Origin of the sequence: Cronobacter dublinensis subsp. dublinensis LMG 23823 (genome assembly GCF_001277235.1) — a bacterium.
Classification (GTDB): domain Bacteria; phylum Pseudomonadota; class Gammaproteobacteria; order Enterobacterales; family Enterobacteriaceae; genus Cronobacter; species Cronobacter dublinensis.
Window position 1 is genome coordinate 4,246,582 of record NZ_CP012266.1, and the last position, 25,641, is coordinate 4,272,222.

The 25,641-nt window shown below is 59.0% G+C and carries 19 protein-coding genes, 1 tRNA gene and 1 other RNA gene; 6 read left to right on the plus strand and 15 right to left on the minus strand.

The features are described 5' to 3' along the window. Positions 1 to 113: 113 nt before the first annotated feature. Genes bcsC through bcsR form a run of 6 tightly spaced genes read right to left on the minus strand, consistent with a single transcriptional unit; the run spans position 114 to position 10,716 of the window. Entirely contained in the window at positions 114 to 3,617 is a 3,504-nt protein-coding gene (gene bcsC, locus AFK67_RS19715; protein WP_007724103.1) for a cellulose synthase complex outer membrane protein BcsC, read from the minus strand. Beyond that, positions 3,599 to 4,714 carry a cellulose synthase complex periplasmic endoglucanase BcsZ gene (bcsZ, locus tag AFK67_RS19720; RefSeq protein ID WP_007724094.1) on the minus strand — a complete coding sequence of 372 codons (1,116 nt, stop codon included), beginning with the start codon at positions 4,712 to 4,714 and terminating at the stop codon, positions 3,599 to 3,601. Before bcsZ ends, bcsC begins: the two co-directional genes overlap by 19 nt. Positions 4,715 to 4,720: 6 nt before the next feature. Continuing rightward, positions 4,721 to 7,153 carry a cellulose biosynthesis cyclic di-GMP-binding regulatory protein BcsB gene (bcsB, locus tag AFK67_RS19725; protein WP_007724092.1) on the minus strand — a complete coding sequence of 811 codons (2,433 nt, stop codon included), beginning with the start codon at positions 7,151 to 7,153 and terminating at the stop codon, positions 4,721 to 4,723. A 10-nt stretch (positions 7,154 to 7,163) separates the two neighbouring features. Continuing rightward, the gene (gene bcsA, locus AFK67_RS19730) at positions 7,164 to 9,782 is read right to left on the minus strand and encodes a UDP-forming cellulose synthase catalytic subunit (RefSeq protein WP_007724090.1); all 2,619 of its coding nucleotides are present in this window, start codon (positions 9,780 to 9,782) and stop codon (positions 7,164 to 7,166) included. Beyond that, entirely contained in the window at positions 9,779 to 10,513 is a 735-nt protein-coding gene (gene bcsQ / locus AFK67_RS19735; protein WP_007724088.1) for a cellulose biosynthesis protein BcsQ, read from the minus strand. Before bcsQ ends, bcsA begins: the two co-directional genes overlap by 4 nt. Then, a complete protein-coding gene (gene bcsR / locus AFK67_RS19740; protein ID WP_007724084.1) occupies positions 10,510 to 10,716 on the minus strand; it encodes a cellulose biosynthesis protein BcsR in 207 nt (68 codons plus the stop codon). Before bcsR ends, bcsQ begins: the two co-directional genes overlap by 4 nt. Before the next feature lie 172 nt (positions 10,717 to 10,888). Here bcsR and bcsE point away from each other — a divergent pair, with 172 nt between their 5' ends. Genes bcsE through bcsG form a run of 3 tightly spaced genes read left to right on the plus strand, consistent with a single transcriptional unit; the run spans position 10,889 to position 14,326 of the window. After that, a complete protein-coding gene (gene bcsE / locus AFK67_RS19745; protein ID WP_007724074.1) occupies positions 10,889 to 12,454 on the plus strand; it encodes a cellulose biosynthesis protein BcsE in 1,566 nt (521 codons plus the stop codon). After that, positions 12,451 to 12,648, plus strand: a complete 198-nt coding sequence (bcsF, locus tag AFK67_RS19750) for a cellulose biosynthesis protein BcsF (RefSeq protein WP_007724072.1) — start codon at positions 12,451 to 12,453, stop codon at positions 12,646 to 12,648. Before bcsE ends, bcsF begins: the two co-directional genes overlap by 4 nt. Continuing rightward, on the plus strand, positions 12,641 to 14,326 hold the full coding sequence (bcsG, locus tag AFK67_RS19755; protein ID WP_007724070.1) for a cellulose biosynthesis protein BcsG: 1,686 nt from the start codon (positions 12,641 to 12,643) through the stop codon (positions 14,324 to 14,326). Before bcsF ends, bcsG begins: the two co-directional genes overlap by 8 nt. Positions 14,327 to 14,481: 155 nt before the next feature. On the opposite strand, the gene dppF is transcribed toward bcsG, so the two are convergent. The 5 genes from dppF to dppA form a co-directional block, all read right to left on the minus strand. Continuing rightward, complete coding sequence (dppF, locus tag AFK67_RS19760; protein ID WP_032967332.1) at positions 14,482 to 15,495, minus strand: dipeptide ABC transporter ATP-binding subunit DppF; 1,014 nt, start codon at positions 15,493 to 15,495, stop codon at positions 14,482 to 14,484. Then, positions 15,482 to 16,477: a dipeptide ABC transporter ATP-binding protein gene (gene dppD / locus AFK67_RS19765; RefSeq protein WP_007703029.1), complete on the minus strand. Its 996-nt coding sequence runs from the start codon at positions 16,475 to 16,477 to the stop codon at positions 15,482 to 15,484. The genes dppF and dppD overlap by 14 nt, the downstream gene beginning before the upstream one ends. Before the next feature lie 11 nt (positions 16,478 to 16,488). Beyond that, positions 16,489 to 17,391, minus strand: coding sequence for a dipeptide ABC transporter permease DppC (gene dppC, locus AFK67_RS19770; RefSeq protein ID WP_007724063.1), 903 nt, complete (start codon positions 17,389 to 17,391; stop codon positions 16,489 to 16,491). Between the two features lie 9 nt (positions 17,392 to 17,400). Further along, positions 17,401 to 18,420, minus strand: coding sequence for a dipeptide ABC transporter permease DppB (dppB, locus tag AFK67_RS19775; protein WP_007724059.1), 1,020 nt, complete (start codon positions 18,418 to 18,420; stop codon positions 17,401 to 17,403). Between the two features lie 195 nt (positions 18,421 to 18,615). After that, entirely contained in the window at positions 18,616 to 20,223 is a 1,608-nt protein-coding gene (dppA, locus tag AFK67_RS19780; protein WP_032991303.1) for a dipeptide ABC transporter periplasmic-binding protein DppA, read from the minus strand. Positions 20,224 to 20,981: 758 nt separating this feature from the next. On the opposite strand from dppA, the gene AFK67_RS19785 reads away from it, so the two are divergent. From AFK67_RS19785 to AFK67_RS19795, 3 genes are read left to right on the plus strand one after another with little or no spacing between them, the layout of a single operon-like run. After that, a complete protein-coding gene (locus tag AFK67_RS19785; protein ID WP_032967331.1) occupies positions 20,982 to 21,911 on the plus strand; it encodes a DUF8812 domain-containing protein in 930 nt (309 codons plus the stop codon). Then, the gene (locus tag AFK67_RS19790; protein ID WP_007724047.1) at positions 21,901 to 22,362 is read left to right on the plus strand and encodes a lysozyme inhibitor LprI family protein; all 462 of its coding nucleotides are present in this window, start codon (positions 21,901 to 21,903) and stop codon (positions 22,360 to 22,362) included. The genes AFK67_RS19785 and AFK67_RS19790 overlap by 11 nt, the downstream gene beginning before the upstream one ends. A 47-nt stretch (positions 22,363 to 22,409) precedes the next feature. Beyond that, positions 22,410 to 22,868, plus strand: coding sequence for a lysozyme inhibitor LprI family protein (locus AFK67_RS19795; RefSeq protein ID WP_032967329.1), 459 nt, complete (start codon positions 22,410 to 22,412; stop codon positions 22,866 to 22,868). Positions 22,869 to 22,939: 71 nt separating this feature from the next. Here AFK67_RS19795 and AFK67_RS22365 read toward each other — a convergent pair. The 4 genes from AFK67_RS22365 to AFK67_RS19810 all read right to left on the minus strand — a co-directional run bounded on the left by AFK67_RS22365 (position 22,940) and on the right by AFK67_RS19810 (position 25,606). Continuing rightward, positions 22,940 to 23,074, minus strand: a non-coding RNA gene (locus AFK67_RS22365) — RtT sRNA. 33 nt (positions 23,075 to 23,107) lie between these two features. Then, positions 23,108 to 23,184, minus strand: a tRNA-Pro gene (locus tag AFK67_RS19800). A 91-nt stretch (positions 23,185 to 23,275) separates the two neighbouring features. Next, complete coding sequence (eptB, locus tag AFK67_RS19805; protein ID WP_007724030.1) at positions 23,276 to 24,955, minus strand: kdo(2)-lipid A phosphoethanolamine 7''-transferase; 1,680 nt, start codon at positions 24,953 to 24,955, stop codon at positions 23,276 to 23,278. Between the two features lie 219 nt (positions 24,956 to 25,174). Further along, entirely contained in the window at positions 25,175 to 25,606 is a 432-nt protein-coding gene (locus AFK67_RS19810; protein WP_007753714.1) for an organic hydroperoxide resistance protein, read from the minus strand. Positions 25,607 to 25,641: the final 35 nt, after the last annotated feature.

Sequence of the window (25,641 nt, forward strand, 5' to 3'; positions counted from 1 at the left end):
CACTGATGCCACTGCCCGCATGATAATCACTCATAATTATCATTGCGGGCGGAAGTATACTGCATTGTTGTGGAATTTAACCGCGCGGCCGGGCCGAACGGGTATTATTCTCGTTACCTGTCGGCGTATGGCGTCAGCGTCCGCGGCGGCATATCCATGTCACCCTGCCAGCCAGCCTGCGAGTAGCGGATAAACAGCGAGAAATTGCTCGGCGTGTAATCCTTCGCCTGCTGAATATCGACTGCCGCGCCAACCGACCAGTTGGAGGTGATGCGACGCTCAATCAGCGCGTTGGCCGTATAGCCCCAGCCGTTGCTGCTGCCACCCTCTCCCGGCTCATTTTTATCGGCATAACGGCTTAACGCTGAATTATCCGGGTTTATCTCCGACGGCGGGATCAGGCCCGACAGCGGATAGCGGCGCTGCGCCTGCGTGCGGGAGTGCGACCACGAGCCCGACGCGCCAAGCTCCCAGGACCAGTTTTCGGTTCTCATTCGCCACGCCACCGGCACCGCGAACGAGACGTACTCCTGCGGGCTGTAGTAGCCGCCCTGGCCTAAAGAGTAACCGCTCAAATCTTTCTCATAGTGCCACACCATGTTGTTGAGCCCAATGGTGAGGCGCTGATTATTTTCGTTAATCAGCTTGTAGTAATAGCCGCTCATCCAGCGGACGCGCCAGTTGTCGGCGACGTTTTTCCCGGTGAGCTGATCGGCGTTCAGGCTGGCCCAGACGCCGTGCGCCTCGCCGCGATCGTAGCTGATGCTCGCCCCGCCGCCCGTGGCGCGCACGCCGCCCCAGGTGGTGCCGGTGTTGGACGGCGCGTCACGCTGTCCGGCAAAGGCCAGCATGGAGCTGGAAATCGGCCTGCGGTGGGCGTTAACTGTATAGCCAATCGGGCCGAGATCGCTGCTGTAGCTGACGCCGCCCACGATATCGACCACGTCAAACCCTATAGGCGTGGTGCCGAGATCCACATCCCAGGTCTCATTCTGCCAGCCTGCCGCCACGCTCACGCCGGAGGCGCGCTGTTTGCCATTGCCGGAACAGAAGGTGGTCGTACAGGTGCCCCAGTTTTCCTTATAGGGACTGTCGCTGAAGCTGCCCGGATTCATATTCACCGCATCGGTACGCAGGAACAGACGTCCGTCGCGCAGCGGCGCGTCCACCTGCAACATGGTGGTGTTCGCTTTCAGATCCGAATAGCCCGCTGTGCCGCTGGAGCCCCAGTAGTCATGCTGGAGCGTCACGTTTAAATCCTGCTGACGGTACAGATCCGCCGCGTCGCCGCGCACGCTGCGTTTCAGCCAGTCGTCGCTCGCGTCGTTGCGGGTGAGGCGCGTGAAGGTATCGTTATCGACAGGCCGCGTCGGGGTGATGGCCGAGGCCACCATCGCGTCGCGATACGTCTGCAACGCCTGCTGCGGTTCGCCGTTCTGGCGCTGGAAGCGGGCCGCGTCGCGCAGCACCAGCGCGGTCTCCTGCGACGGCGGCTGCGTTCTGGCAGTGGCGGCAAGCACGGCGAAAGCCTGTTGCGCGCGCGCGGTGTCGCCAAGCGCCGCCTGGGCGTTGGCAAGGCGGCGCTGCGTGCCGGGCGAGCGCGGTTCGCCATTGGCAGCAGACGTTGTCAACGCGGCGAGCTGTTCACGGGCCGCCGCGTTGTCGCCGTCGGCGATCAGCGCTTCGGCAAGCCCGAGCCGCGCCTCTTCGCTGCCCGGCGTACGCGCCAGCACCGCCTGATACTGCGCGCGCGCCGCCGCGTTATCACCGCGCTGCTGCGCCCAGTCCGCGAGCGTTAAATCGATACGATCGGAAGCGGGCTGCTGGCGCAACAGCGCAACGGCCTGCGCCTCCTGACCGTTGTCACGCAGGCGGTTGGCGGTCGCCATCAGTTCATTGGTCTGCAACCGCTGCGCCAGTTCGAGAATGTTCGGCGTCCATTTATCACGCGGCAACGTATTGAGATGCGTGAGCGCGGCGCGCTCGCGTTCGCTGCCGGAAAGATAGAGCCCGTAAGCGTAGACCTGCTCAGGATCGGTCGACCTGCGCTGGGCCAGTTGCCCCAGCAGCATATCGGCCTCGCGGCGCTGTCCGGCGGCGGCCAGATCGCTTGCCAGCCGGTAAGTAATCCAGACGCTTTCCGGGTCGAGCGCCAGGCGCTGGCGCTGCAGCGCCGCGGCCTCGGCGAAGCGTCCCTTGCTTTCCAGCGCGCCGGCCTGCTGCGCCAGACGATCGTTCGTCAGGCTGCGCTCGATATCCTCAATGCTGCGCCGCTGGCTCGCGGAGAGCGTGGCGATAAAGGCATCGGCTCGCTCCGGTGACTGCCGACGATAGAGATTCGCCAACCCGCGGATCGCGTTGCTGTTGGTGTTATCCATGCGCAGCGCCTGGCGGTAATAACGCTCGGCCTGCGCGTCGTCTTTGCGGGCTACCGCGACGTCGCCAAGCCCCAGCACCGCGTAGCTGTCGGTGTTGTCCACCGTCGCGGCCTGCTGATATTTCTGCTGCGCCTGCGCCAGATTATTGGCCTTCAGCGCCGCGTCGCCCTGCTGTATTAACAGCCAGTAGCGGTTGACCTGCAACAGGCTCTGCCAGCGGCCGCTGTTGGGGCTGTTCGGATCCTGCTTCAGCGCCTGCTCCAGCAGCGGCACGGCGCGCGCGCGGTTGCCCTGCTGGGAATACGCCTGGGCGAGCGCGCCCAGCGCTTCGCTGTCGTTCGGGTTCGCCTGTACCGCGCGACTCAGATCCGCCACCGCCCGGCCGCCCTGGCCTTCTTCCACTTTGGCGATGCCCTGCATTCTGGCGCGGTATGCCGGGTCGGCGAGCTTGCTTTGCTGCTCCGCCAGCAGTCCTTTGGCTTTATCCGCGGTTTCGCCGCTGCTGAACACCTGTAAGAAGCGCTCCAACGCGGCGACGCTGTCATCGCTCGCGGGCATGCCCTGAATTTGTTGATACCAGAGATCCGCCGCCGTTTCGCGCCCGCCGCCCGATTTCGCCATCTGCTCCAGAATGCTGAAGCCCTCCTGCTGGCGGTTGGCGGAAAAGAGCTGGAGCGCGAGCTGGGTACGCAGCTGATCGTTGCCCGGCGCGCGGGCGTTCAGCGCCTGCATCTGGCGGATAGCCTCGTCGCGCCGCGCCGGATCCTTCGCCACCAGCGCCCAGTATTCGATAGCCAGATCGCCGTCCGGCGGCGCGCCGTTAAAGAGTTTCTGATACGCCGCCAGCGCCTCCTGAGTATGCCCGGTGGTGCCGAGGAGACGCGCCTGCTGCAACTGCTGGCGTCCTTCCGGCGAGGAGAGCGCAAGCGTGATCCGCGCCTGCTGATAGGCGGGCGACTGCGGCGCAAGTTTGCCAAGGCGCGCGAACTGCTCCTGCGCGCCGGTGTTATCGCCCTGGCGCAGCAGATAACGCATCCGTGCGGCGATCACGTCCGGGTCGTCGGGGCTGATGAGCTCCAGCCGATAGAGCGACTGGCGCACCAGGTCGTCACGTTTAGCGGATTCGCCAAGCCGCACCTGTTCGAGCAACTGCTGCCTGGCGTCCGCCTGTGCCTGCGCCTGTCCAGAAAGGGCCACGCCGAGCGCCAGAGCGGTGATACTTAACGCGAACTTGTGCATGACTCTCCCCAGGCGGGTTGCAGCTCACCGTCGACGGTGAAGCGAAAACGGTGTTGATCCCATCCCTGGCCGAACAGGGTTAATACATAGCTGTAATAGGCGTCCTGCTGCGGGTAGTTATCCACCACGCGCTGGCGCTGCAACGCCTGAGTGTCACGGTTTTGCAGGAATGGCAGCAGCGCGGCGGAGAAGCCCACCGGCCCGTTGCCCTGGGTTTTTCCATCAATCACGCGCGCTTTCTCCGGCGGCAGGCCCGCTTTCTGCGTCGCGGCTTCCATTGCGCTGAGCCGTTTGAGTAGCGGCGCCTGCTGTTCATCCGCCGGGTTCATCATACCTACCCAGAGATATACGCGAATCGCGTCATAACTGCTCATCAGCGGCTTTTGCGGCTTCGGGGGATTCAGCAGCCAGCCTTTACCGGCCTCATAGCTCACCCAGTCCGGCGAAAAACCCTGCGGGGCGGTTTCCAGCAGCAGACGCAGGTTGGTCTCGCGCAGGGTCGTCCAGGGTTTGCCGTAACGGGTGAAATAGCGGGCCAGCTGCGGCGGCAGATAACTGGGGTTAAAGCGCCAGAGCGTCGGCTCGGCGAAGCTCACCTTGCCCGGCAGCAGCATGTCGCCAAGCGCCGGCACGGTGACCACTTCTTCTTTGGCGATACGGTCGAGCAGCGCTTTGCCGGTGTCGCTGTAGCGCGGCTCTTTCCACAGACGCCCCGCCTCCAGCAGGCTCCAGGCTATCCATAAATCGGCGTCTGAGGCGGAGTTGGTGTCGAGCGCCGTCCATTCGTCCGGCCCTTTCATGCCCCACAGCCAGGCGGGCAGCGTGTTTTTCAGCGAGCCGTCGGCGAGGTTGTTTTCAGTCCACAGCAGGATTTTGTCGAACGCCTCGCGGTCATTGGCCGCGAGGGCGAAGAACAGCGCGTAGCTCTGCCCTTCGGACGTCGTAATTTTGCGCGGATCGCTCGGGTCAATCACGCGCCCCTCTTCGCTGATGTAGCCGCCTTTGAAGCGCTCCCAGTCGGGCCAGCTACAGGCGGCATGGGCTGAAACCGTTGCCAGCAACACGCCCGCCGCCAGCCATCTGCAAAGATTTTTCATAACACGTTACCCATGATTACCCGGATCAAGACGACGACGGCTCAGGATACGCAGCAGACGCCACAGCACCCAGGCCAGCAATACCACGCTGATGGCGGCGAAAATCGCCAGCAGGATCGGGTGATTGGCCAGCGCATACCAGATGCGCTCGAACCACGGCAGATGGCCGACGTAATAGACGTCGCCCACGCGCAGGCTGTTGACGCCCGATTCACGCACAATGACCACCGAGCCGTACATGGCGGCGCGTTTACCGCTGTCGTTGAGCGCATCGTTCAGCAGTTCATAACCGCGCGGGCTGTCAGCCAGCAGCGCCACGACGCTGCGCTGGTCGTGATACGGCGACTGGAAGCCCACTACGGCGGCCATCGGCCCGGAAGAGCGCACTTCAGTTTGCGTCTGCGGCTGTCGGTCGCGGGCGTCGGTATCGGTGAGCGTGACGTCGCGCGACGGGGTTTTCACCCAGCTTTCGGTAGCCTGCACCAGCATGTCGATGCGTTTTTCATCTTTCAGGGAATCCGGCAGCGCGCCGATCACCAGAATATCGGCGTCCTTGTTTTGCATCTGGCTACCATCATCGGTGATCGTCAGATTCACCGCCGGGAAGCCGGTCTGCGCGCCGATAGTCCCCGCCGTGCTCAGCAGCGTGGTGAGCTGCGCCGGGTTCGGCTGTTTCGGCATCACAATCAGCGTGTCGGAGAGATCCGCCATGCGGCTGTACGGGAAGCCCGCGTTCGCAAAGGAGCGCAGATCCGGCATCGCGATAAAGTGGTGATAGTTCGAGAAATCGAGCGTGGAGTCATCGCCCACCACAACGCGGTTCGGCACCGTCTGGAAGGTGACGCAGTTTTCCAGCGTGCCGCCCGGTAGCGGGTTCATGTATTCAAAATCAAAACGCAGCTGGTTCGCCGCGCCGAGACGCAGCGTCGGCAATGTCACTTCGCTCTTGCCGTCCAGCAGCCCTTGCAGCAGCGGCAGGCGAAGCAGCAGACGGTTAGTATCGTCTTTCGGCACCAGATTGAAGGATTGCAGGAACTGATTGTTCAGGCTGATATCCATCCGCGAGTTATCGCGCGTGGCGGGTGCCGTATAACGGTAGTTCAGGCGCATATCGATGCCGTTGCTGCGCAGCAGGTAGAGGTCCGGCGGCAGGTTAAGCGTCAGGTTGATCGGGTTCGGCTCAAGGCCGGTCGCCTGCAACTGCTCTTCATAGTTTTTCAGCTCGCCGAAGGTGACGGCGCGGTCGGTGCGTACCCAGTTCGGCGCGTCGTAAGGCTGGCGCGCCAGCAGCGGTTTCACCTCACCCACCTCGACGCTGTCGCCGCGGAACAGCAGGCTGCCCTGCGCGATGCCTTTGGCGGCCTGCAACAGATCGTTATCGTCACGGCCTTCAATCACCAGCAGCTTCACCCACGGGTTTTGCGGATGGCTCATCATGCGCACCATCGGGCCTTTCGCGGGCGGCAGGTCGCGCAGGAAATCAGGGCGTTTATCGTTGGTGGCGAACACGACGGCGTGACGAGTCGGAAGCTGGTTATACAGCACCGGGAAACGCTGGCCGCGCCAGCCGGAGCGGGAGCCAAACCAGGAGGAGACGATGCTCGCCGCCTGCTGGGTAACGAGATCCGGCGATGCGGCGAACACCATCGGCAGCTCCAGCGGACGGTTATCGCGTGAATCAAAGAACGGCACCGGGAAGTGCGACAGGTCGTTTTGCAGTTGCAGCGTCTGGAACGTCAGGTTCAGCGCACTGTTGCGTCCGATATCCATCCACAGCGTATTGCTGGCCTGGTTTTCACACACGTCGCGGTAGTGGCCGACAAACTCCAGACGCACGCGGTTGAAATCGCTGACGTAGAGCGGGTCGATAGGCACCTGGGCGGTGGTTTTCTTGCCGAGCTGCTCTTTAGTGACCGGCAGCACGTCCATCAGCTCATCGTTCAGATAGACCTTGAGCTGCGACTGCACCGGCAGCAGCGACGGCGACGGGGTGTACGTCAGATTCAGCGTCGCTTTCGAAATCACCTCGTCGCTGCGCATGCCGAACTCGACAAAGCCGTCCGGGCTGGTGCCTTTGAGGACCATGCTGCCCGGCGGCGGCGCGATGCTCGCAAAACTCAGCGTGACGTCGCGCGCGGGCGCGCCATCCTGCACCACCGGCGACCCGGCGCCCTGTACGCCCGGCATCACCTGGCCGAGCACCGCGCCTTCGGTCGCGGGCGCAGGCTCGGTGCCTGCCGCAGGCGGCGTGGCTGGCGTTAACGCCTCGGTACGCGCGGGTGTCGCGGTCATCACGCCCTCGGTGGCCGGGGCGACGACCGGCGCCGTCGGCGCGGCGGTGGCGTTTGGATTGGTGGTGGCTTCAGGCGCGCCGTACGCTACAGGCAACAGGCTCATTCCTACTGCTGCCGCGCACATCCAGGAGAGTTTTCTTTTCATCGCATATTCATCATTGTTGAGCCATAACCGGGAGCGCACGCTCCCCCAGCGACGTCCGCTCCGGACGACGGGGGATAAACGACACTATCCAGGAAACCAGCGTGGTAAGGGTGCGAAAGACAATTTTTAATGACGCTGGCGCGAATTCCGCCAGGTGTCGATAGCCCCGGAAGCCGAGCTTGAGGATATCGAGCATGCTTTCCAGCGGTTTGTCTTCCGGGAAACTGTCCTGCCAGAGCGCCCAGGTATCGGCGCGCGCAAAGGTGCACTGGACGAAATCGATATGCTGGCGGGTCGTGAGGCCGTCGAGATTAAGGCCGACTTCATCGCCAAAAACGCGCACGACTTTCGCCGGGAACACATACTCCTGCGCGCCGCGCTTCATCAGCAGGTTCACTTTCTGGCCCTGCAACAGCTGCGCGCCGCCATGGACTTTGATGCCGAGGCCGCCGTCGGAGTAGTCCTGTACCGTACAGGAGAACAGATGACCGTCTTCGCGGGCGATGGCCGCAGGCATCACCATCTCCACGCGGTGAGAGCGACGCACCTGTTTGCTCTCCACCGACACCGCCACCGCGCCGCCGAGGATAATCAGGTTATAGAAGACCCAGACGATACTGACGATCACCGTGAGCATTTCATTCGCCGGGCCGTAGAAATAGCGCCAGATGCCGACCAGTACGCCAAAGAGGTTAATCAGCACCAGCATCAGGTACGGGCGCGAAATCACCCAGTCGACATACTCTTCTTCCACCAGGCCGCCTTTCGCGGTGACGTTAAACTTGCCCTTGTGCGGGTTGAAGAGCGCCACCATCGTGGGTCGCGTGATGTACCAGGCGAGCACCGTTTCGTAGATTTCGCTCCAGAACGAGTGGCGATATTTGCCCTGGATTTTGGAGTTAGTCAGGCTCGCATGGGCCATATGCGGCAACACGAACAGCGCGATCATCAGCGCCGGAGCGTAGATGATGTAAGCGTGCAGCAGCAGAAACGCCAGCGGCGCGGTGAGGAAGATTAGCCGCGGCACGCCGGAGAGGAAGTGCAGCATGGCGTTGACGTAGCACAAACGCTGTCCGAGCTTCAGCCCCTTGCCAAACAGCGGGTTGTCGAGGCGGAAAATCTGCACCATGCCGCGCGCCCAGCGGATACGCTGCCCGATATGCGCCGAAAGGCTTTCCGTCGCAAGCCCCGCCGCCTGCGGAATACGCATATAGGCGGAGGTGTAGCCGCGCCGGTGCAGGCGCAGCGAGGTATGGGCGTCCTCGGTCACGGTTTCGACCGCGATGCCGCCGATTTCATCAAGCGGGCCGCGGCGGATCACGGCGCACGAGCCGCAGAAAAACGTCGCGTCCCACATGTCGTTGCCATCCTGCACCAGACCGTAGAACAGCGTCCCTTCATTCGGCGTTTTACGAAAACGCCCGAGGTTGCGCTCGAACGGGTCCGGCGAGAAGAAGTGGTGCGGCGTCTGCATCATCGCGAGCTTTTTGTCTTTCAGGAACCAGCCCACCGTCATTTGCAGGAACGAGCGCGTCGGCACGTGGTCGCAGTCGAAAATCGAGACGAAATCGCCCTTCGCAAGCTTCAGCGCGTTGTTGATGTTGCCCGCTTTGGCGTGCTCGTGCGTCGTGCGGGCGACATACTGCACGCCGACCGATTCGGCGAAGCGGCGAAACTCCTCGCGGCCACCGTCGTCGAGGATCCAGATAGTCAGCTTGTCTTTCGGCCAGTCCATGCCGAGCGAGGCGTAAATCGTGTTTTTCACAACGTGCAGATCTTCGTTATAGGTCGGCACGAAAATATCCACGGAAGGCCAGGTGTTGAGATCTTTGGGCAGCGGCACCGGCTGGCGATTCAGCGGCCAGATAACCTGGAAGTAGCCGAGCACCAGCACCACCCACGCATAGGTTTCCGCCACCAGCAGCACCAGGCCGCACACGAGGCTGACCGGATCGTTCCAGTTGAGCGTGGACGTGTAGCGCCACCAGATGTAGCGGCACGAGACGGTGAGCGACAGCACAATCAGCATCAGCGCCGAGAACCGGCCCGGCAGACGGCGCACCAGCAGCGCCACGCCCCACAGCAGCATCAGGAAGATAAACTGCGACAGCGGGTTAAACGGCTGCGTCACGCACAGGATGGCCAGCACCAGCGAGAAAAAGACCACGATGCCCAGCACGACGCGGCGCAGGCCCTCGTTAATATGGCCCAGCTCTTTTTCGTCGTTGAGATGGTCGGTCTCGTCACTAAAGCGCTGCGGGAGCGTCTCCAGCCAGAGGTTAAACCGCTCGCGCCAGATCTGAAGCTTCGAGACCGCCCGCCAGCGCGGCGCGGCGACGGCGCGCCAGGGCTGGAGCGTCAGCAGCCATGCGCCCTGCAGCAGATAGCGCACCACATCCAGCGGACGCGGGCGGTCGGGGTTGATATGAGGAAACAGCAGGCTATGTTGCGCGCGGATCGCCTGCCAGTGCGGGTTTTCCAGCGGCAACAGCAGCCAGGCGAGCGTCAGCCACACGCAGCCCAGCGCCGCGCTGAAAGGCGGCGCGCCGTTGCGTCGGTACGTCAAATAACGCTCGCGCAGCCGCGCGCGCGCTGGCGGCGCAAGCAGCAGGGCGGAGATGCTTATCATGCCCCGTCTCTCCCGTAATGCAGCAGACACCAGTTCGCCAGCGTGACTATCTCTTCCGCCACCAGTGAATCCGGACGGTATTCACCCACCGGCTGTTTGGCGGCGAAGCTCTCCATCATCGCCTCGTCGCGGTGTATCGCGACCGGCACCAGATGGCGCTGCGTCTGCAGCCAGAGCTGCCAGATGTCGTTCTGCACCTGGCTTGAAATCAGCCGAAAATTCGCCAGCAGATCGCAGCCGTTGGGCAGCGCCTGCTGATGTAAGCGCGAATGGCAGTTGGCGTCGGGCTGGACGACGCAGAACGTGCGATCGGCGACCTGCAACAGGCTGCGGGTGACGACGTCGAAGCCGCACGGCAAATCGAGCAAGATCCAGCGCCAGTGGCCGCTCGCCTTGAGATGCTGCAGATGGCTGGCGAAGACGCCGAGCGACGCCGTCAGCGCGCCGCGGTTTTCCCACTCCGCCTGATGCAGCGCGCCATAGGGCAGCACATCGAGACCCGGCGCGTAACGCCAGGCGGTGGACTGCCAGGGTTTATTGTCGAGCAGCGCACGCGCCCAGCCGTCAGGATGGTCGAAATCGATATTAAACGAGAGCCGCAGCAGGTTATCCGGCGAGGCGTCAATCACCAGCACCGATTCACCCAACTGATGCAGCGCCCACCCGAGCGCCGCCGTTAAAGAGGTGGTGCCCACGCCGCCCCGTACGCCCTGTAATGCCAGAACGGTCATCCTTCTTGCGCTCCTGAATCACGGCGCGCTAATTCCGCCAGCAGCGGCCAGCGCGCAATCGCCGTCGCGAGTTGTTCACGTTGAGAAATATCGGTGTAGTCGAGATCTGGAAGTGAAAACACCCGGCTGAGTGCTTCAAAATCGTTCTGGAAGGTGTAGCCATGATCGGGCTGGCGTTCAGCCTTAGCGTCATTCTCAGGCATATATTCTATTTTTCCTTAGAGCAATATCACTAAAGCCAGCCAACGAAAACAGCCAATGTGCGCAATCCCGGCTTGCATGCTAATGATCATGTTCTTTAATTTCAATGTTAGGTTTATTTCCTGGCTTTCGCTAGTAAACTGACAGTCATACTCTTTATATATTGAGGGCGCCATGGCTCTTGTTTTTTCAATTGGCATTGATTCGCTATGGGATGAGCTGCGTCATATTTCCGCTGACGGCCTGGGCTGGATAAATTGCGATCGCCATAGCGACGCAATAACGTTCGTTAATCAAACACTTCTTGCGCAAACGCCGCAGGCGAAAGTGGCCGTTATTACGATGAACGCCGCGCCGGAAAGCGTTATTGCGCCACTGCCGTCCGCGCCGGAAGGCCCCGATGAAGTCCGCCTGTTTACAATGCCGAATAGTCATAAGGCGTTTCATCGTCTGCATCACGATCTGCTTTGCAGTTTTGAACCGGAAAACTATTTGATTGTGCTGCTGTGCGCGGAAAACGCCTGGCAGGATGTCGCGCCCGCTCATATTAAAGCCTGGATAAGAAAAAGCCAAAGCTGGGCGCAGGAACATCACTGCACATTGCTGATTATTAATTCCGGCGCGCAGGCCGATCGGCAAACGTCGATGCTGATGAGTGAATACCAGCACCTTTCTGGTCTTGCCACGCTGCGCTACCAGGGCGACGCCTGGCTGTATGACGTGGCGTTCTGGTTTAACGATAAAGGCGTGAGCGCGCGCCAGCAGCTGCAGGTAACGTTGATCAATGACCGCCTGGCGCTGGTGCCGCGTCAGGAAGTGTCGTTGCAGTCGCGCAGCGACGAACGCCGCGTGCTGAGCCATATCGCCGTACTGGAAGGCGCGCCGCCGCTTTCCGAGAACTGGACGCTGTTTGAGAGCAACGACGCGCTGTTTAACGAGGCCCGCCAGGCGCAGGCCGCGACGGTGATTTTCTCGCTGTCGCAAAACAATCAGATTGAAGGGCTGGCGCGTCACGTACACGCGCTACGCCGCCAGCGCGGCAGCGCGCTGAAAATCATCGTGCGTGAAAACAAAGCCAGCGTGCGCGCCACCGACGAACGGCTCCTGCTGGGCTGCGGCGCGAATATGGTTATCCCGTGGAACGCCCCGCTCTCCCGCTGCCTGACGCTGATTGAAAGCGTGCAGAACCAGCAGTTCACCCGCTTTGTGCCGGAAGATGTGAATATGCTGCTGGAGGCGATGCAGCCGCTGAAAATGCGCGGCTATCAGCCGTGGGATCTCTTCTGCAACGCCGTCGGCGCGCTGATGAACAACCTGCTTATCCCGCAGGACAACAAAGGCATTCTGGTAGCGCTGCGCCCGGTGCCGGGCATTCGCGTCGAGCAGGCGCTGACGCTCTGTCGTCCGGGGCGCATGGGCGATATCGTCACGCTCGGCGAAAACCGGCTGGTGCTGTTTCTCTCCTTCTGCCGGATTACCGATCTTGATACCGCGCTGAGCCATATTTTCCCGCTGCCGATAAGCGAGCTGTTTTCCAACCGTATGGTCTGGCATGAAGATAAACAGATAGCGGCGGAGATAGTCCAGATGAGCGCGATGCGCCCGGAACAGTGGGCCGCGCCGCTTGCGATGACGCGTCAGGCGAGCCAGACCGCCGCGCTTCTGGCCGACGCGCCGAAAACGCCCACGCGCCACACACCGACGCCCGTTACGCTGCTAAACGAGGAGCGCGCCGTATGATGTCGATTACCGATATTCTTCAGCTCATCGTGCTGTGCGCGCTGGTCTTTATCCCTCTGGGGTATGCGCTGTGCGTGGGGAAACGCCGTATGATGAAAACGCTGCGTCCGCTGCTGTTTCGCCCCCGATTTGTTAAACCCGCTGGTACGTTGCGCCGCCGCTCTACCGTCAAGGCAAACTTAAAACATGACTAATCACGTTCACTCCGCTCCCCTTGCCCGCTCGGGCTGGCAAAACTGGCGCGGCCTTTCCGGCTGGAACTACTATTTTTTGCTGAAATTCGGCCTGCTCTGGACGGGCTATTTGAATTTCCATCCGCTCGCCAACCTGGTGTTTATGGCGTTCCTGCTGTTCCCGATCCCGCATCTGCGCCTGCATCGTCTGCGCCATTGGGTCGCCATTCCGATCGGTATCGGCCTGTTCTGGCACGACACCTGGCTGCCGGGCCCGCAAAGCATTATGAGCCAGGGCTCGCAGGTGGCGGGCTTTAGCACCGACTACGTGCTGGACCTGGTGACGCGCTTTATTAACTGGCAGATGATCGGTGCCGCCTTTGTGCTGCTGGTCGCCTGGATGTTCCTTTCCCAGTGGGTGCGGGTGACGGTGTTTGTGGTGGCGATTATGGTCTGGCTTAACGTGCTGACGGTAACCGGCCCGATGGTCTCGCTGTGGCCTGCCGGGGATACCGCGCCCGCTACCGTGACCACCACGGGCGGCGGCGCGGCGCCGACGGTCGCCACCGCCGCCAATAACGTGGTGGCGGGCGATATTCCGCTGCAAACCGCGCCTGCGAGCACCCAGAGCATTAACGACTGGCTGAACAGCTTCTATACCAGCGAAGCCAAACGCCAGACGACATTCCCGTCGAGCCTGCCAGCCGACGCCCAGCCATTTGACCTGCTGGTGATTAACATCTGTTCGCTGGCGTGGACCGATGTAGAAGCCACCGGCCTGATGTCGCACCCGCTGTGGTCGCATTTCGACATCGTGTTTAAGAATTTTAACTCCGGCACGTCCTACAGCGGCCCGGCGGCTATCCGTCTGCTGCGCGCCAGCTGCGGTCAGCCGTCGCATAAAAATCTGTATCAGCCCGCCGGTGAGCAGTGTTATCTGTTCGATAATCTGGCGAAGCTCGGCTTTAAGCGCCACCTGATGATGGACCATAACGGCGTGTTCGGTAACTTCCTGAAAGAAGTGCGTGAAAACGGCAATATGCAGGAGCCGCTGATGGATCAGTCGGGGCTGCCGGTGAATCTGCTGTCGTTCGACGGCTCGCCGGTCTACGACGACGCTGCGGTGCTTGAGCGCTGGCAGCAGACCGTGAAGGGCGAAGGCAGCGGCGATCGCAGCGCCACGTTCTTTAACCTGCTGCCGCTGCATGACGGCAACCACTATCCGGGCAACAGCAAAACCGCCGATTACAAAGCGCGCGCGCAGAAACTGTTTGACGAGCTGGATGCGTTCCTGACGCAGCTTGAGAAAGAGAATCGCAAAGTGATGGTAGTCGTGGTGCCGGAGCACGGCGCGGCGCTGCAGGGCGATAAGATGCAGGTTTCCGGCCTGCGCGATATCCCGAGCCCGGCCATCACGCATGTGCCGGTCGGCATTAAGTTTATCGGCATGAAAGCGCCGCATCAGGGCCCGGCCATTGAGATCGATCAGCCGAGCAGTTTCCTCGCGATTTCCGAGCTGGTGGTGCGGATGCTGGATGGCAAAGACTTCGTGGCCGATAACGTGGACTGGCAGAAGCTGACCAGCAATCTGCCGCAGAGCGCCCCGGTGTCCGAGAACGCCAACGCCGTGGTGGTGCAGTATCAGGGCAAACCCTGGGTGCGCTTAAGCGGCGGCGATTGGGTGCCGTACCCGCAATAAGCGGGTGTGAAATGTGTAACGTGGCGGGCGCGCAGGCTTACCCGCCCTACGTGAGTTATCAATGTAGGGTCGATAAGCGGAGCGCATCCACCGTTCCGCCAACGATGCCCATAAAAAAGCCGACGCATGCGTCGGCTTTTTATTTTGCGCGCGGGTTACGGAATACGCGGCTCGCCGGTTTCGTCCTGATCGACGGCGAAACAGGCGACCAGCTGACCGTTGTATTCCTTCAGCTGCGGCTGGATCTGCGTGCACGGCCCGAAACGGCGACGGCAGCGGGCGCTAAAGGCGCACCCCGGCGGCGGATTCAGCGGGCTTGGCAGCTCGCCGGTGAGCTTGATGCGCTCGCGGCGGTCGTCCGGGTTCAGGCGCGGCGTCGCCGAGAGCAGCGCCTGAGTGTACGGATGACGCGGGTTCGAGAAAATCTGATCTTTCGTGCCCTTCTCCACGCAGCGGCCGAGATACATCACCATCACTTCATCGGCGATGTGCTCCACCACGGACAAATCGTGGGAGATAAACACATAAGAGAGCCCCAGCTCCTGCTGCAAATCCATCATCAGGTTCAGCACCTGCGCGCGCACCGAAACGTCGAGCGCCGACACCGGTTCGTCGGCAATCACCACGTCCGGGTCGAGCATCAGCCCGCGCGCGATAGCGATACGCTGACGCTGGCCGCCGGAGAACATATGCGGATAGCGGTCATAATGCTCGGTTTTAAGCCCCACTTTCGCCATCATCGCCAGCGCTTTTTCACGACGCGCCTCTTTGCTGAGCGAAGTGTTAATAAGCAGCGGCTCCTCAAGGATTTGCCCCACCTTTTTACGCGGGTTCAGGGAACCATACGGGTTCTGGAACACGATCTGGATTTTCTGGCGGCGCAGTTTCTCCGCCGTTACGTCCGGTTTCAGCAGATCCTGGCCCTGATAATAGAGCTCGCCGCCGGTCGGCGTTTCTATCATGGTAAGCAGACGACCGAGCGTGGATTTCCCGCAGCCGGACTCGCCCACCACCGCCAGCGTTTTGCCGCGCTCAAGCGTAAAGGTGACGCCGTCCAGCGCTTTTACCAGACGTTCCGGCGCGAAGAGACCTTTCTTCACCGGGTAATGTTTTTTCAGGTCGATAGCCTGCAACAGCGGTTGCTGCGTGGTGGCCTCATGCGTGCTCATAATTGGTTGGCCTCCCGGCATCATCGAGGGGATAGTGGCATTTCGACTGGCGACCATTGTCCACCAGGTTTAATGCCGGTTCTTCTGCGCGGCAGCGCTCGGTGGCGTAGGGGCAGCGCGGGTTAAGCAGACAGCCGGTCGGGCGGTCATATTTCCCCGGCACGACGCCCGGCAGCGACGCCAGACGCGCTTTATCCTGCGCAAACTCCGGCAGCGCGCGCAGCAGCGCCTGCGTATAGGGGTGGCGCGGCGCACGGAAGATATCCCGCGCTTCGCCGGTTTCCACCACCTGGCCTGCGTACATCACGATGATTTTGTGCGCCGCTTCGGCCACCAGCGCGAGGTCATGGGTGATGAGGATCAGCGCCATGTTCTCTTTTTGCTGCAGCTCCAGCAGCAGTTCGATGATCTGCGCCTGGATAGTCACATCCAGCGCGGTCGTCGGTTCATCGGCAATCAGCAGCTTCGGACGACAGGCGATCGCCATCGCAATCATTACGCGCTGGCTCATACCGCCCGACAGCTGGTGCGGGTAAACGTCAAGACGCGACGCCGGGTCAGGAATACCGACCAGATTGAGCAGGTCAATCGCGCGCTGGCGGCGGGTCTTTTTATTGCCGCCCTGGTGCACTTTGATGGCTTCCATAATCTGGAAACCCACGGTGTAGCAGGGGTTCAGGCTGGTCATCGGATCCTGGAATATCATCGCCACTTCGGCGCCGACCAGGTTACGGCGATCTTTTTCCGAGATGCGCTGTAAATCCTGACCGTTGAATTCCAGTTTGTCCGCCATCACGCGGCCAGGGAAATCGATAAGGCCCATGATAGCCAGCGAGCTGACCGATTTGCCGGAGCCCGATTCGCCCACGATGCCGACCACTTCGCCCTGATTCACGCTGTAGCTCACGCGGTCTACGGCGCGGAACGGGGTGCCTTCGTCGCCGAAGTGCACCGATAATTTATCTACATTCAGTAACGCCATCTCGTGCCTCTTTACTGCTTGAGTTTGGGGTCGAGCGCGTCACGCAGGCCGTCACCCATCAGGTTAAATGCCAGCACCGTCAGCAGGATTGCGAGACCCGGGAAGGTCACGACCCACCAGGCACTTTGCGCGAACTGCAACACGTCGGAGAGCATGGTGCCCCACTCCGGTGTCGGCGGCTGCGCACCCATGCCGAGAAAGCCCAGTGCGGCCATATCGAGAATGGCATTCGAGAAACCCAGCGACGCCTGAACAATCAGCGGCGCAAGGCAGTTAGGGAAAATATTCACGAACATCTGGCGCATCGCGCCCGCGCCCGCCACGCGCGAGGCGGTGACGTAATCGCGGCTCACTTCCACCAGCACCGCCGCGCGGGTTAAGCGCACGTAGTGCGGCAGCGCCACGAAGGTAAGCGCCAGCGAAGCGTTAACGATGGACGGGCCGAAAATCGCCACCAGCACCAGCGCCAGCAGCAGGCTCGGCAGCGCCAGCATGATGTCGACCACGCGCATGATGATAGTATCGACGATACCGCCGAAATAGCCCGCCACCAGGCCGAGCACAATGCCCATCACCAGCGACAGCACCACCACCAGACAGCCGACCAGCAGCGACAGGCGCGCGCCGTACATCAGGCGCGACATCACATCGCGGCCCACGTCGTCGGTGCCGAGAATATGCGCCCAGCTGCCGCCATCCTGCCAGACCGGCGGAGCCAGCAGCGCGTCGCGGAACTGGTCCGCCGGGTTATGCGGCGCGATAACGTTCGCAAACACGGCGATGATAATCATCACCACCACATAGACCAGGCCGACCACTGCGCCTTTGTTACGTTTGAAGTAGTGCCAGAACTCCTGCATCGGCGTCATCGGCACCGGTGCGGCCACCACTTTGTTTTCAGTCATTTGCGTCATGATGGCCCCTTATTTCTTATGACGAATACGCGGGTTCACCACGCCATAGAGCAGATCGACCAGCAGGTTGACGAGGATAATCATCGTCGCCACCAGCAGCACGCCGCCCTGCACCACGGGATAATCGCGGCGTTGCAGCGCGTCAATCAGCCAGCGGCCGAGCCCCGGCCAGGAGAAGATGGTTTCCGTCAGGATGGCGCCCGCCAGCAGCGTGCCCACCTGCAACCCGATCACCGTCACGACCGGCAGCATGGCGTTGCGCAGCGCGTGAATGATGATGACGCGCATACGGGTCAGGCCCTTGGCGCGCGCGGTGCGGATGTAATCTTCGCCAAGCACTTCCAGCATCGCGGAGCGGGTCATACGCACGATAACCGCCAGCGGAATGGTGCCGAGCACCACGGCAGGCAGGATCATATGCGCCAGCGCGTCGATAAAGTTGCCCTCTTCGCCCCAGATGGCGGTGTCGATGAGCATAAAGCCGGTCAGCGGGTTGGTGTCGTCAAGGAACACCATATCGCTGACGCGCCCGGACACCGGCGTCAGGTTCCACTGCACCGAGACCAGCATAATCAGCATCATGCCCCACCAGAAGATAGGCATGGAGTAACCGGTCAGCGCCAGGCCTACCGCGGTGTGATCGAAGATGGAACCGCGCTTCACCGCGGCCAGTACGCCCACCGGAATACCCACGGCGACGGCAAAAATCATCGCGCAGATGCCCAGTTCCAGCGTCGCTTTAAAGCGAGGCACGAACTCTTCCCAGACCGGGAGGCGGCTTTTCAGCGAGATCCCTAAATCGCCATGCAGTACGCCCCAGATGTAGTGGAGATACTGCTCCCACAGCGGCTTATCGAGACCAAGCTCGGCCAGCAGCTGCGCGTGACGCTCAGGGGAAATACCACGTTCGCCCGCCATGATCATCACCGGGTCGCCGGGGATCATATGGACGAAGGCAAAAGTGAGAAGGGTGATACCGATAAACGTCGGGATAACAAGCCCCAGACGTCGGAGGATGAACTGCAACATAACCCGGATTCTCTGTAGTGACGCACAACCAGGGGATGTGGTCTGTATTGCTCACAAATCTCATTCCCTCGGTTTTCAGTGAGGGAATAAAGCACTGCTGCCGGGGGCGCTACGCTTACCCGGCCTGAAAGTGTAGACCGAGATAAGCGCAGCGTCGCCGGGCACGGGGCGCTTGCGCGCCCCTGATGGTTTTAATTATTCAACGGAGACGTTTTCGAAGTGGTGTTTGCCCAGCGGATCGACCACGTAACCTTTGACCTCTTTACGCACCGGCTCATACACAGTGGAGTGCGCGACGATAAGCGCTGGCGCCTGATCGTGCATCACGACCTGAGCCTGTTTGTAGAGCTCGATACGTTTGTTGTGGTCTTCGGTGGCGCGCGCCGGCTGGATCAGATCTTCAAACGGCTTGTAGCACCAGCGAGAGTAGTTGGAGCCATCTTTCGCCGCGTCGCAGCTGAACAGGGTCGCGAAGAAGTTATCCGGATCCCCGTTGTCGCCGGTCCAGCCCATCATCACGGCCTGGTGTTCGCCCGCTTTGGCGCGCTTGAGATACTCGCCCCACTCGTAGGTCACGATTTTCGCCTGAACGCCGATTTTCGCCCAGTCAGCCTGGATCATTTCGGCCATACGGCGCGCGTTCGGGTTATACGGACGCTGTACCGGCATCGCCCACAGCTCAACGGTGAAGCCTTTATCCTGGCCCGCTTCTTTGAGCAGCGCTTTGGCTTTCTCGACGTCATAGGTGTAATCCTTCACGTCGTCGTTATAGCCCCACATGGTCGGCGGGATCAGGTTTTTCGCGGCAACGCCCGCGCCCTGGTAAACCGCTTTGATGATGGATTCTTTGTTTACCGCGTAAGTCAGCGCCTGACGCACTTTCACGTCGTCAAACGGCTTCTTCTCGGTATTGAAAGAGAGGTAGCCCACGTTCAGACCGGCCTGCTCCATCAGGTTGATGCTTTTATCCTGCTTCATACGCGCGATGTCTGCCGGGTTCGGGTACGGCATGACCTGGCACTCGTTTTTCTGAAGCTTGGCGTAACGCACGGACGCATCCGGGGTAATGGAGAAGACCAGGCGGTCAATCTTCGGCTTGGTGCCCCAGAAGCCCGGGAACGCTTTATAGAGAATACGGGAGTCTTTCTGGTATTGCAGAAGCTGGAACGGACCGGTGCCGATCGGGTTCAGGTCGACTTTCTCCGGGGTGCCCGCTTTCAGCATATTGTCGGCATATTCTTTGGAGAGGATCGACGCGAAGTCCATCGCCATATCCGCGAGGAACGGCGCTTCCGGACGAGTCAGTACGAACTGGACCGTATTGTCGTCGACTTTTTTCACTTCGCTAATCAGGGTCGGCAGGCCCATGCCTTCGAAATATTCGTAGCTGCCGCCCGAGACTTTATGGTACGGGTTTTGCGCGTTTTTCTGACGATCAAAAGAGAACACGACGTCATCGGCGTTAAATTCGCGCGTCGGTTTAAATTCTTTATTGTCCTGCCATTTCACGCCTTTGCGCAGATGGAAAGTATAGGTTTTACCATCTTCGCTGACGTCCCATTTTTCCGCGAGCCCCGGAATAATTTCCGTGGTGCCGGTTTTGAATTCCACCAGGCGGTTATAAATAGGCACAGAACTTGCGTCATAGGTGGTGCCAGAGGTGAAGAGCTGTGGGTTAAAGCCTTCAGGCGAGCCTTCTGAACAGTAAACCAGGGTTTTGGCCTGTACGCTTGCTGCAACGGTCATCGCCACCAGGCTCAGCCCAAACTTCAGCATCCCTGACTTCTTCAAGGAAATACTCATTCTTCTGCTCCAATGTGATAGGTGTTGTGTTATCCGTCAGACCTTTTTTATTTTTTGCCCGGTCCGATCGTTAATTGTGAGGCTGGGGATTCCTTTCGCAAGGGAGACTGAGTTGCAGTACAGATTGTCCGTAAAATGACCCTCACGCCCTACAATCTGTCAACAGAACAGGCAAACGTCAATACAGCTATCCGGGATTTACAACCGGGGTGAGAAACGGCAAACAAAGATTAAAAAAACCTCATGGCCGAGTTTTCAGCACGGAAATTTATGCTACGCCCCTGCTGGCAGAATAATCATCTTGATATTTTGTAACATCCAGCGCTTATGTTTTATGCGGTTAACTTAAAATTTCTCGCACTCTGGCGAACTTATGAACGGTTTATGGCGAAATTTGTTATGCATACAGCAAAAAATGCTAAGGCAATATATAAGCAGAGGGGAAAGTATGCGGCGTGTTTCATAACTATTTTCAATGAAATATGTCACAGAAACGCGTTCAGACGACAAAATCGCAGCTAAATAAGACGGGCGAATTAAGCGGCGCGTCCGCGTTCGACAGATAATGCCTGGAGCCGATTCTGAATGTGAGGGTGATAATCAATAACCGCATCCTTATAACGGTTTTTCACGATATCTCTTTATACGATTTCCAGCTCTTGTTTCTGGAATGCGTCATGGCTGAAGCACGTAAGAAACGCCTTCAGCGACCGACACAAAAAGAAGCGCCAAAGAACTGACTAAAGGTAAAGGGATGTATGAAAAGGAATTACCATGAACCGCGGGTGCTGCGGTTGAAATCATCAGTAGGCATCTGCGGTGTGAATTACGTTGATGATGTAAAAGCGCTACAAGTAATGATGATGGAGGCTGGCTATCAGGCTGCTACAGGACGAACGCTAAAAGCGGATGGACGATGTAACAACGAAACTCATGAAGCCATTATCTGGTATCAGCGTTTATTGACTCTGTCTCCGTCAGGCCTGATACAGCCCATGGATCAATGGTTCCTTGAGGCGTTAAAAAATGCCAGACAACCTCTATGGCAACCAAGGGTAAGTTCCGGGCCGTTACAGGTGCGGGAAGCGCAATTTACTTTTGACAATGAAGGCGCGGATTATATTACGGCCACAGACCCATTTCGCCCGCATCCTTATCCCTTGTTCTCACGCATCTTACACTGGCCTAACTCTGCTGCTTCTGGCGTTACGCTAGGGCGTGGCTACGATATGGGAAATCGAAGCTCAGGTGAAATTTTTGCAACGCTCAGACAGGCAGGGATAGAAGAATACAAAGCTATCCTTGCGTCTAAAGCCGCTTTTCTGAAAGGACGAGATGCTGCCAGATTCGTGAAAGTGTATGGGCCACTTTTCGGTGAGATTACGCACCAGCAACAGATAAGGCTGTTTGAAATTGCTATCCAGTTTTATATTTTCAGAGCAAAAAGAGTATTTAATAAAAACAAAGCAAAAATGCCTTACGCGATAAGCTGGGAAAACATGCGGCCTGCGTTAAGAGACATCTTCATCGATAGCTTGTATCAGGGATGCAAATCAGCGGATGAGTTTGCCCGTTTGATTTTGCTTGATGATCTGGAGTCGGTACGTACATATCTGAAAACAGATGGCGCCCAGCTCAAATCGTACGGAAGAAACTTAAAAAGGTTAAGTTATATTAATGGCTTATAAATTATCTATTTTTCTCTCCTGCCTGTTGCTCTCAGCAAGCTATGTATTTGCTGCGCCCATTATTGATGGCAAAGAAGTCGTGACGTGCGCGAAACACGTGAGTGATTATGCCGCCGGAACGCGATGTCTTGAAAAGCAGCGTCAGCAAACGGAGCAGGTGCTGCAACAGACGCTGGAGGCGGCGCTGAAGCGGGTGCAGTCGGAAGACTGGCTTTTGACTAACATGGATTATGAAGATGAAAATTCACAAATCGTTGAAGATACGGCCAATGCGCTGAAAAACGATCAGACGACCTGGGAAAAACATAAGACCCTGTTTTGCAGGGTAGCCAGTTCACAGATCAGTTCTAAAGCACCGGTTTACCCAACCTCTGTCACCCAGTGCGAAATCAATATGAATAAGGCGCGTATCGACGAGCTGAAAGCACTGATGGCGCAGGTGCAGCCCTGACGGGGGCCAGCACGATGGCGAAAACCTAAATATCTAACCTAATATCAATGAAATACATAGCTTACTTTTTTCTGCCCTTTCTGTTGCTGCCAATCACCTGCGTTGCTGCCTCGTCCATCATTTATGGAGAGGCCGCAAAGATGTGTGCGAAGAGTGCGGATTATGCCGCCGGAACGCGATGTCTTGAGAGGCAGCGCAAGCAAACGGAGCAGGCGCTGCAACAGACGCTGGCGGCTGCGCTGAAGCAGGTGCAGTCGGAAGACTGGCTGGAGGCAAATGCGGATTACGAGGATGAAGATTCACAAATCGTTGAAGATACGGCCAATGCGCTGAAAAATGATCAGACGACCTGGGAAAAACATAAGGCCCTGTTTTGCAGAGTAGCCAGTTCCCAGCTCAGTGAAAAAACACCCAATCATTGGGTTTTATCCACCCAGTGCGAGATCAATATGAATAAGGCGCGTATCGACGAGCTGAAAGCACTGATGGCGCAGGTGCAGCCTTAAGGGCCGGAGGTTCTCATCCTCACAAACGCCGGAAAGCAAAAAGCCTGCTCATTGAGCAGGCTTTTTAAATTTGGTCGGTGCCAGAGGATAACTCGCCGCGACGCGGCTTCGCCCTGCGGGCCGTTGCTGCGCAACGTTCTCTCGCTACGCTCGGGTCGAACCTCCCTGCCCCCGGAGGTTCTCATCCTCACAAACGCCGGAAAGCAAAAAGCCTGCTCAATGAGCAGGCTTTTTAAATTTGGTCGGTGATAGAGGATTCGAACCTCCGACCCCTTCGTCCCGAACGAAGTGCGCTACCAGGCTGCGCCAATCACCGAATGCGGGGCGCATATTACTGCGCACCCTAATTCCCGTCAATCCCTTACGTTAAAAAAGCCGTTCGATCGCCTGAAAAGCCAGCGATATGGCTATTTTGTCGCAGCTGGAACGTGACACCAGTTGTTGTTCTGGTTGATACCGCCGTCCGGCGACTGGTATCCGAGACAGCCCATAATGGTGTCGAACAGCTCTACGTGGCGATGCGGACGCTTCTGCTGCGCCTGCAGTTTAAGCTGCGCGAACGCCTGCGCGTGCTGCGGGTCGGCCAGATAGCTGTCAGACATCCAGACCATCATCGGCACGCGGAACTGCTCCGGCGGCGCAATATTGCGCGGCGTGCCGTGCAGATGCTCTTTCTCGTTGATCGACTCGCCGTGATCCGCCGCGTAAAAGACAATCGCTTTCTTGTTACGCACCTGGTCGATGACATCGGCGATAAAGCTGTCGACGTACAGTACCGAGTTATCGTACGCGTTAATCAGCTCCTCGCGGCTACAGCCAGAGTCAACGCCCATGCACTCCGGCTGCCAGCGCGCAAAACTGCGCGGATAACGCTGCACATAGTTATAGTGCGAGCCTTTGGTATGCAGAATGATGAGATGCTTGCCCTTCTCGTGGTTAGAGAGTGAGTTTTTCATCTCATCCACCAGCAGCATGTCGTCCACCTGCTTACCGCGGTTGCGCGGCTCGGCGCCAATCTGCTCGCGGTAGGCGATGTTGTCCGCCATGGTGTTGCTGTAGAACCACATCTCGCTCTGCATCGCATAGAGATCGGAGCTAAAGCCTAACTGCTTAAGCACAGAGAAAACGTTCTGCTCTTTCAGGGTGCGCTGCGGGTTATCCTCCGCGCCACCTTCACGAACAAACATGCAGCGCAGCGACAGCTTGGTCGCCGTGTCGCATGACTCGCCGCGAAACGCCGCCAGGTTTTTCTCCTGCGCGAGTTTCGGCGTGGTATTGCGGTCATAGCCGAGCATGCCCATGTGATCCCAGCGCGTGGTTTCACCGATGATAAACACCACGTAAGTGTCATCAATGCCCTGCGGGGCCTGCCAGGTGAATTTTTTGGCCGGGTTCAGCAGCGATTTGTTATCGCTTGATTCATCGACCTGCGCCCAGGCGTACAGCCCCAGCGCGGAGAGCCAGTTAGACGGCAGGTAAGAGTTCGCCACCACGCCGCCGTAGCTCGGCATATCGACGCCAGAGGTGCGCTCTTCGTTCTTCTGCTGCAGATCCAGCAGGCGAATCGGCGCCCAGACCAGCAGGCCCGCCACAATGACCACCGCCGCGCTTTTCAGGCGCTGATCGCGGGTGCGCAGCTGGCGCAGCAGCGTATCGCGGCAGCGGTTGCCCCAGATAAGCGTCAGCGGCACGATGCACACCAGCACCATCCAGACGATGAATTGCCAGCCCACCACTTCTTTAGAGAGATCGATATCGGTCGTCATAATCGACGCGATAATGCCGTAGCCAATGACCACATTTAAAAACGTCATGTAGTAACTGGCGGCGACCGAGAAAAGAACAACGAGCGTCGTCAGCACGCGCCAGACGCGTCGCCCGAACAGCGACAGCACGCGCAGCAGGAAGAACGTGACCAGCACGGTCGCCGCCAGCTCCACCACCATTGAAACGCCGTTAACCCAGGTGAGATTTTGCGCATAACCATCAAAACGACGGTACAGCACCGCGCAGTTCAAAAACAGACCGATGTATACCGCCAACAGAAAGCTGAGTCTCTGCTGGGTCATCGAGAGGATGTATTTCATGCAAACCGTCCAGGCAAAGCAGGCACTAAAACCCTTCACCCAAAAAATGAAAAAAGAATGTATTTGTAACGACCGTGAGGGAATCAGGTGATTCTTAACTCAGACGCGAGGAAGTAGACCACAGATGCGGGAAAAAGTGCGGGCTTTTAGGGCGGCCCGGCGCCTATTTACAAAAATATGAGGCCGGAACCGCATTTTACTTACGTCACGCGCGACCCGTTAGTCGGTAATCACGTTCAGCTTAACGTCGATATTGCCGCGGGTGGCATTAGAGTACGGACAAACGATGTGCGCTTTCTGCACCAGTTCTTCCGCTTCCGCGCGATCCATGCCCGGCAGATGAATATCGAGCTGGGCTTCAATGCCAAAGCCGGTCGGCAGCGGGCCAATCCCCACCTGACCTTCGATAAAGGCTTCCTGTGGCACTTTCTTTTTCTCCTGCGCGGCGACATGTTTCAGCGCGCCCAGGAAACAGGCGGAATAGCCCGCAGCAAAGAGCTGTTCGGGGTTGGTCACCTGACCGCCCGCGCCGCCCATCTCTTTCGGCACGCCGAGTTTCACATCCAGCACGCCGTCATCAGACGTTGCCCGGCCATCGCGGCCGCCAGTTGCTTTCGCTTTTGCGCGATAAACCACTTTTTCTAAGGACATCTTATTCTCCTTTGTGTTGGCAATCACAGCTAGTA

Coding starts and splice junctions, on each gene's coding strand:
- bcsC (WP_007724103.1), bottom strand. CDS start 3,617: ATGCACAAGTTCGCGTTAAGTATCACCGCTCTGGCGCTCGGCGTGGCC.
- bcsZ (WP_007724094.1), bottom strand. CDS start 4,714: ATGAAAAATCTTTGCAGATGGCTGGCGGCGGGCGTGTTGCTGGCAACG.
- bcsB (WP_007724092.1), bottom strand. CDS start 7,153: ATGAAAAGAAAACTCTCCTGGATGTGCGCGGCAGCAGTAGGAATGAGC.
- bcsA (WP_007724090.1), bottom strand. CDS start 9,782: ATGATAAGCATCTCCGCCCTGCTGCTTGCGCCGCCAGCGCGCGCGCGG.
- bcsQ (WP_007724088.1), bottom strand. CDS start 10,513: ATGACCGTTCTGGCATTACAGGGCGTACGGGGCGGCGTGGGCACCACC.
- bcsR (WP_007724084.1), bottom strand. CDS start 10,716: ATGCCTGAGAATGACGCTAAGGCTGAACGCCAGCCCGATCATGGCTAC.
- bcsE (WP_007724074.1), top strand. CDS start 10,889: ATGGCTCTTGTTTTTTCAATTGGCATTGATTCGCTATGGGATGAGCTG.
- bcsF (WP_007724072.1), top strand. CDS start 12,451: ATGATGTCGATTACCGATATTCTTCAGCTCATCGTGCTGTGCGCGCTG.
- bcsG (WP_007724070.1), top strand. CDS start 12,641: ATGACTAATCACGTTCACTCCGCTCCCCTTGCCCGCTCGGGCTGGCAA.
- dppF (WP_032967332.1), bottom strand. CDS start 15,495: ATGAGCACGCATGAGGCCACCACGCAGCAACCGCTGTTGCAGGCTATC.
- dppD (WP_007703029.1), bottom strand. CDS start 16,477: ATGGCGTTACTGAATGTAGATAAATTATCGGTGCACTTCGGCGACGAA.
- dppC (WP_007724063.1), bottom strand. CDS start 17,391: ATGACGCAAATGACTGAAAACAAAGTGGTGGCCGCACCGGTGCCGATG.
- dppB (WP_007724059.1), bottom strand. CDS start 18,420: ATGTTGCAGTTCATCCTCCGACGTCTGGGGCTTGTTATCCCGACGTTT.
- dppA (WP_032991303.1), bottom strand. CDS start 20,223: ATGAGTATTTCCTTGAAGAAGTCAGGGATGCTGAAGTTTGGGCTGAGC.
- AFK67_RS19785 (WP_032967331.1), top strand. CDS start 20,982: ATGAAAAGGAATTACCATGAACCGCGGGTGCTGCGGTTGAAATCATCA.
- AFK67_RS19790 (WP_007724047.1), top strand. CDS start 21,901: ATGGCTTATAAATTATCTATTTTTCTCTCCTGCCTGTTGCTCTCAGCA.
- AFK67_RS19795 (WP_032967329.1), top strand. CDS start 22,410: ATGAAATACATAGCTTACTTTTTTCTGCCCTTTCTGTTGCTGCCAATC.
- eptB (WP_007724030.1), bottom strand. CDS start 24,955: ATGAAATACATCCTCTCGATGACCCAGCAGAGACTCAGCTTTCTGTTG.
- AFK67_RS19810 (WP_007753714.1), bottom strand. CDS start 25,606: ATGTCCTTAGAAAAAGTGGTTTATCGCGCAAAAGCGAAAGCAACTGGC.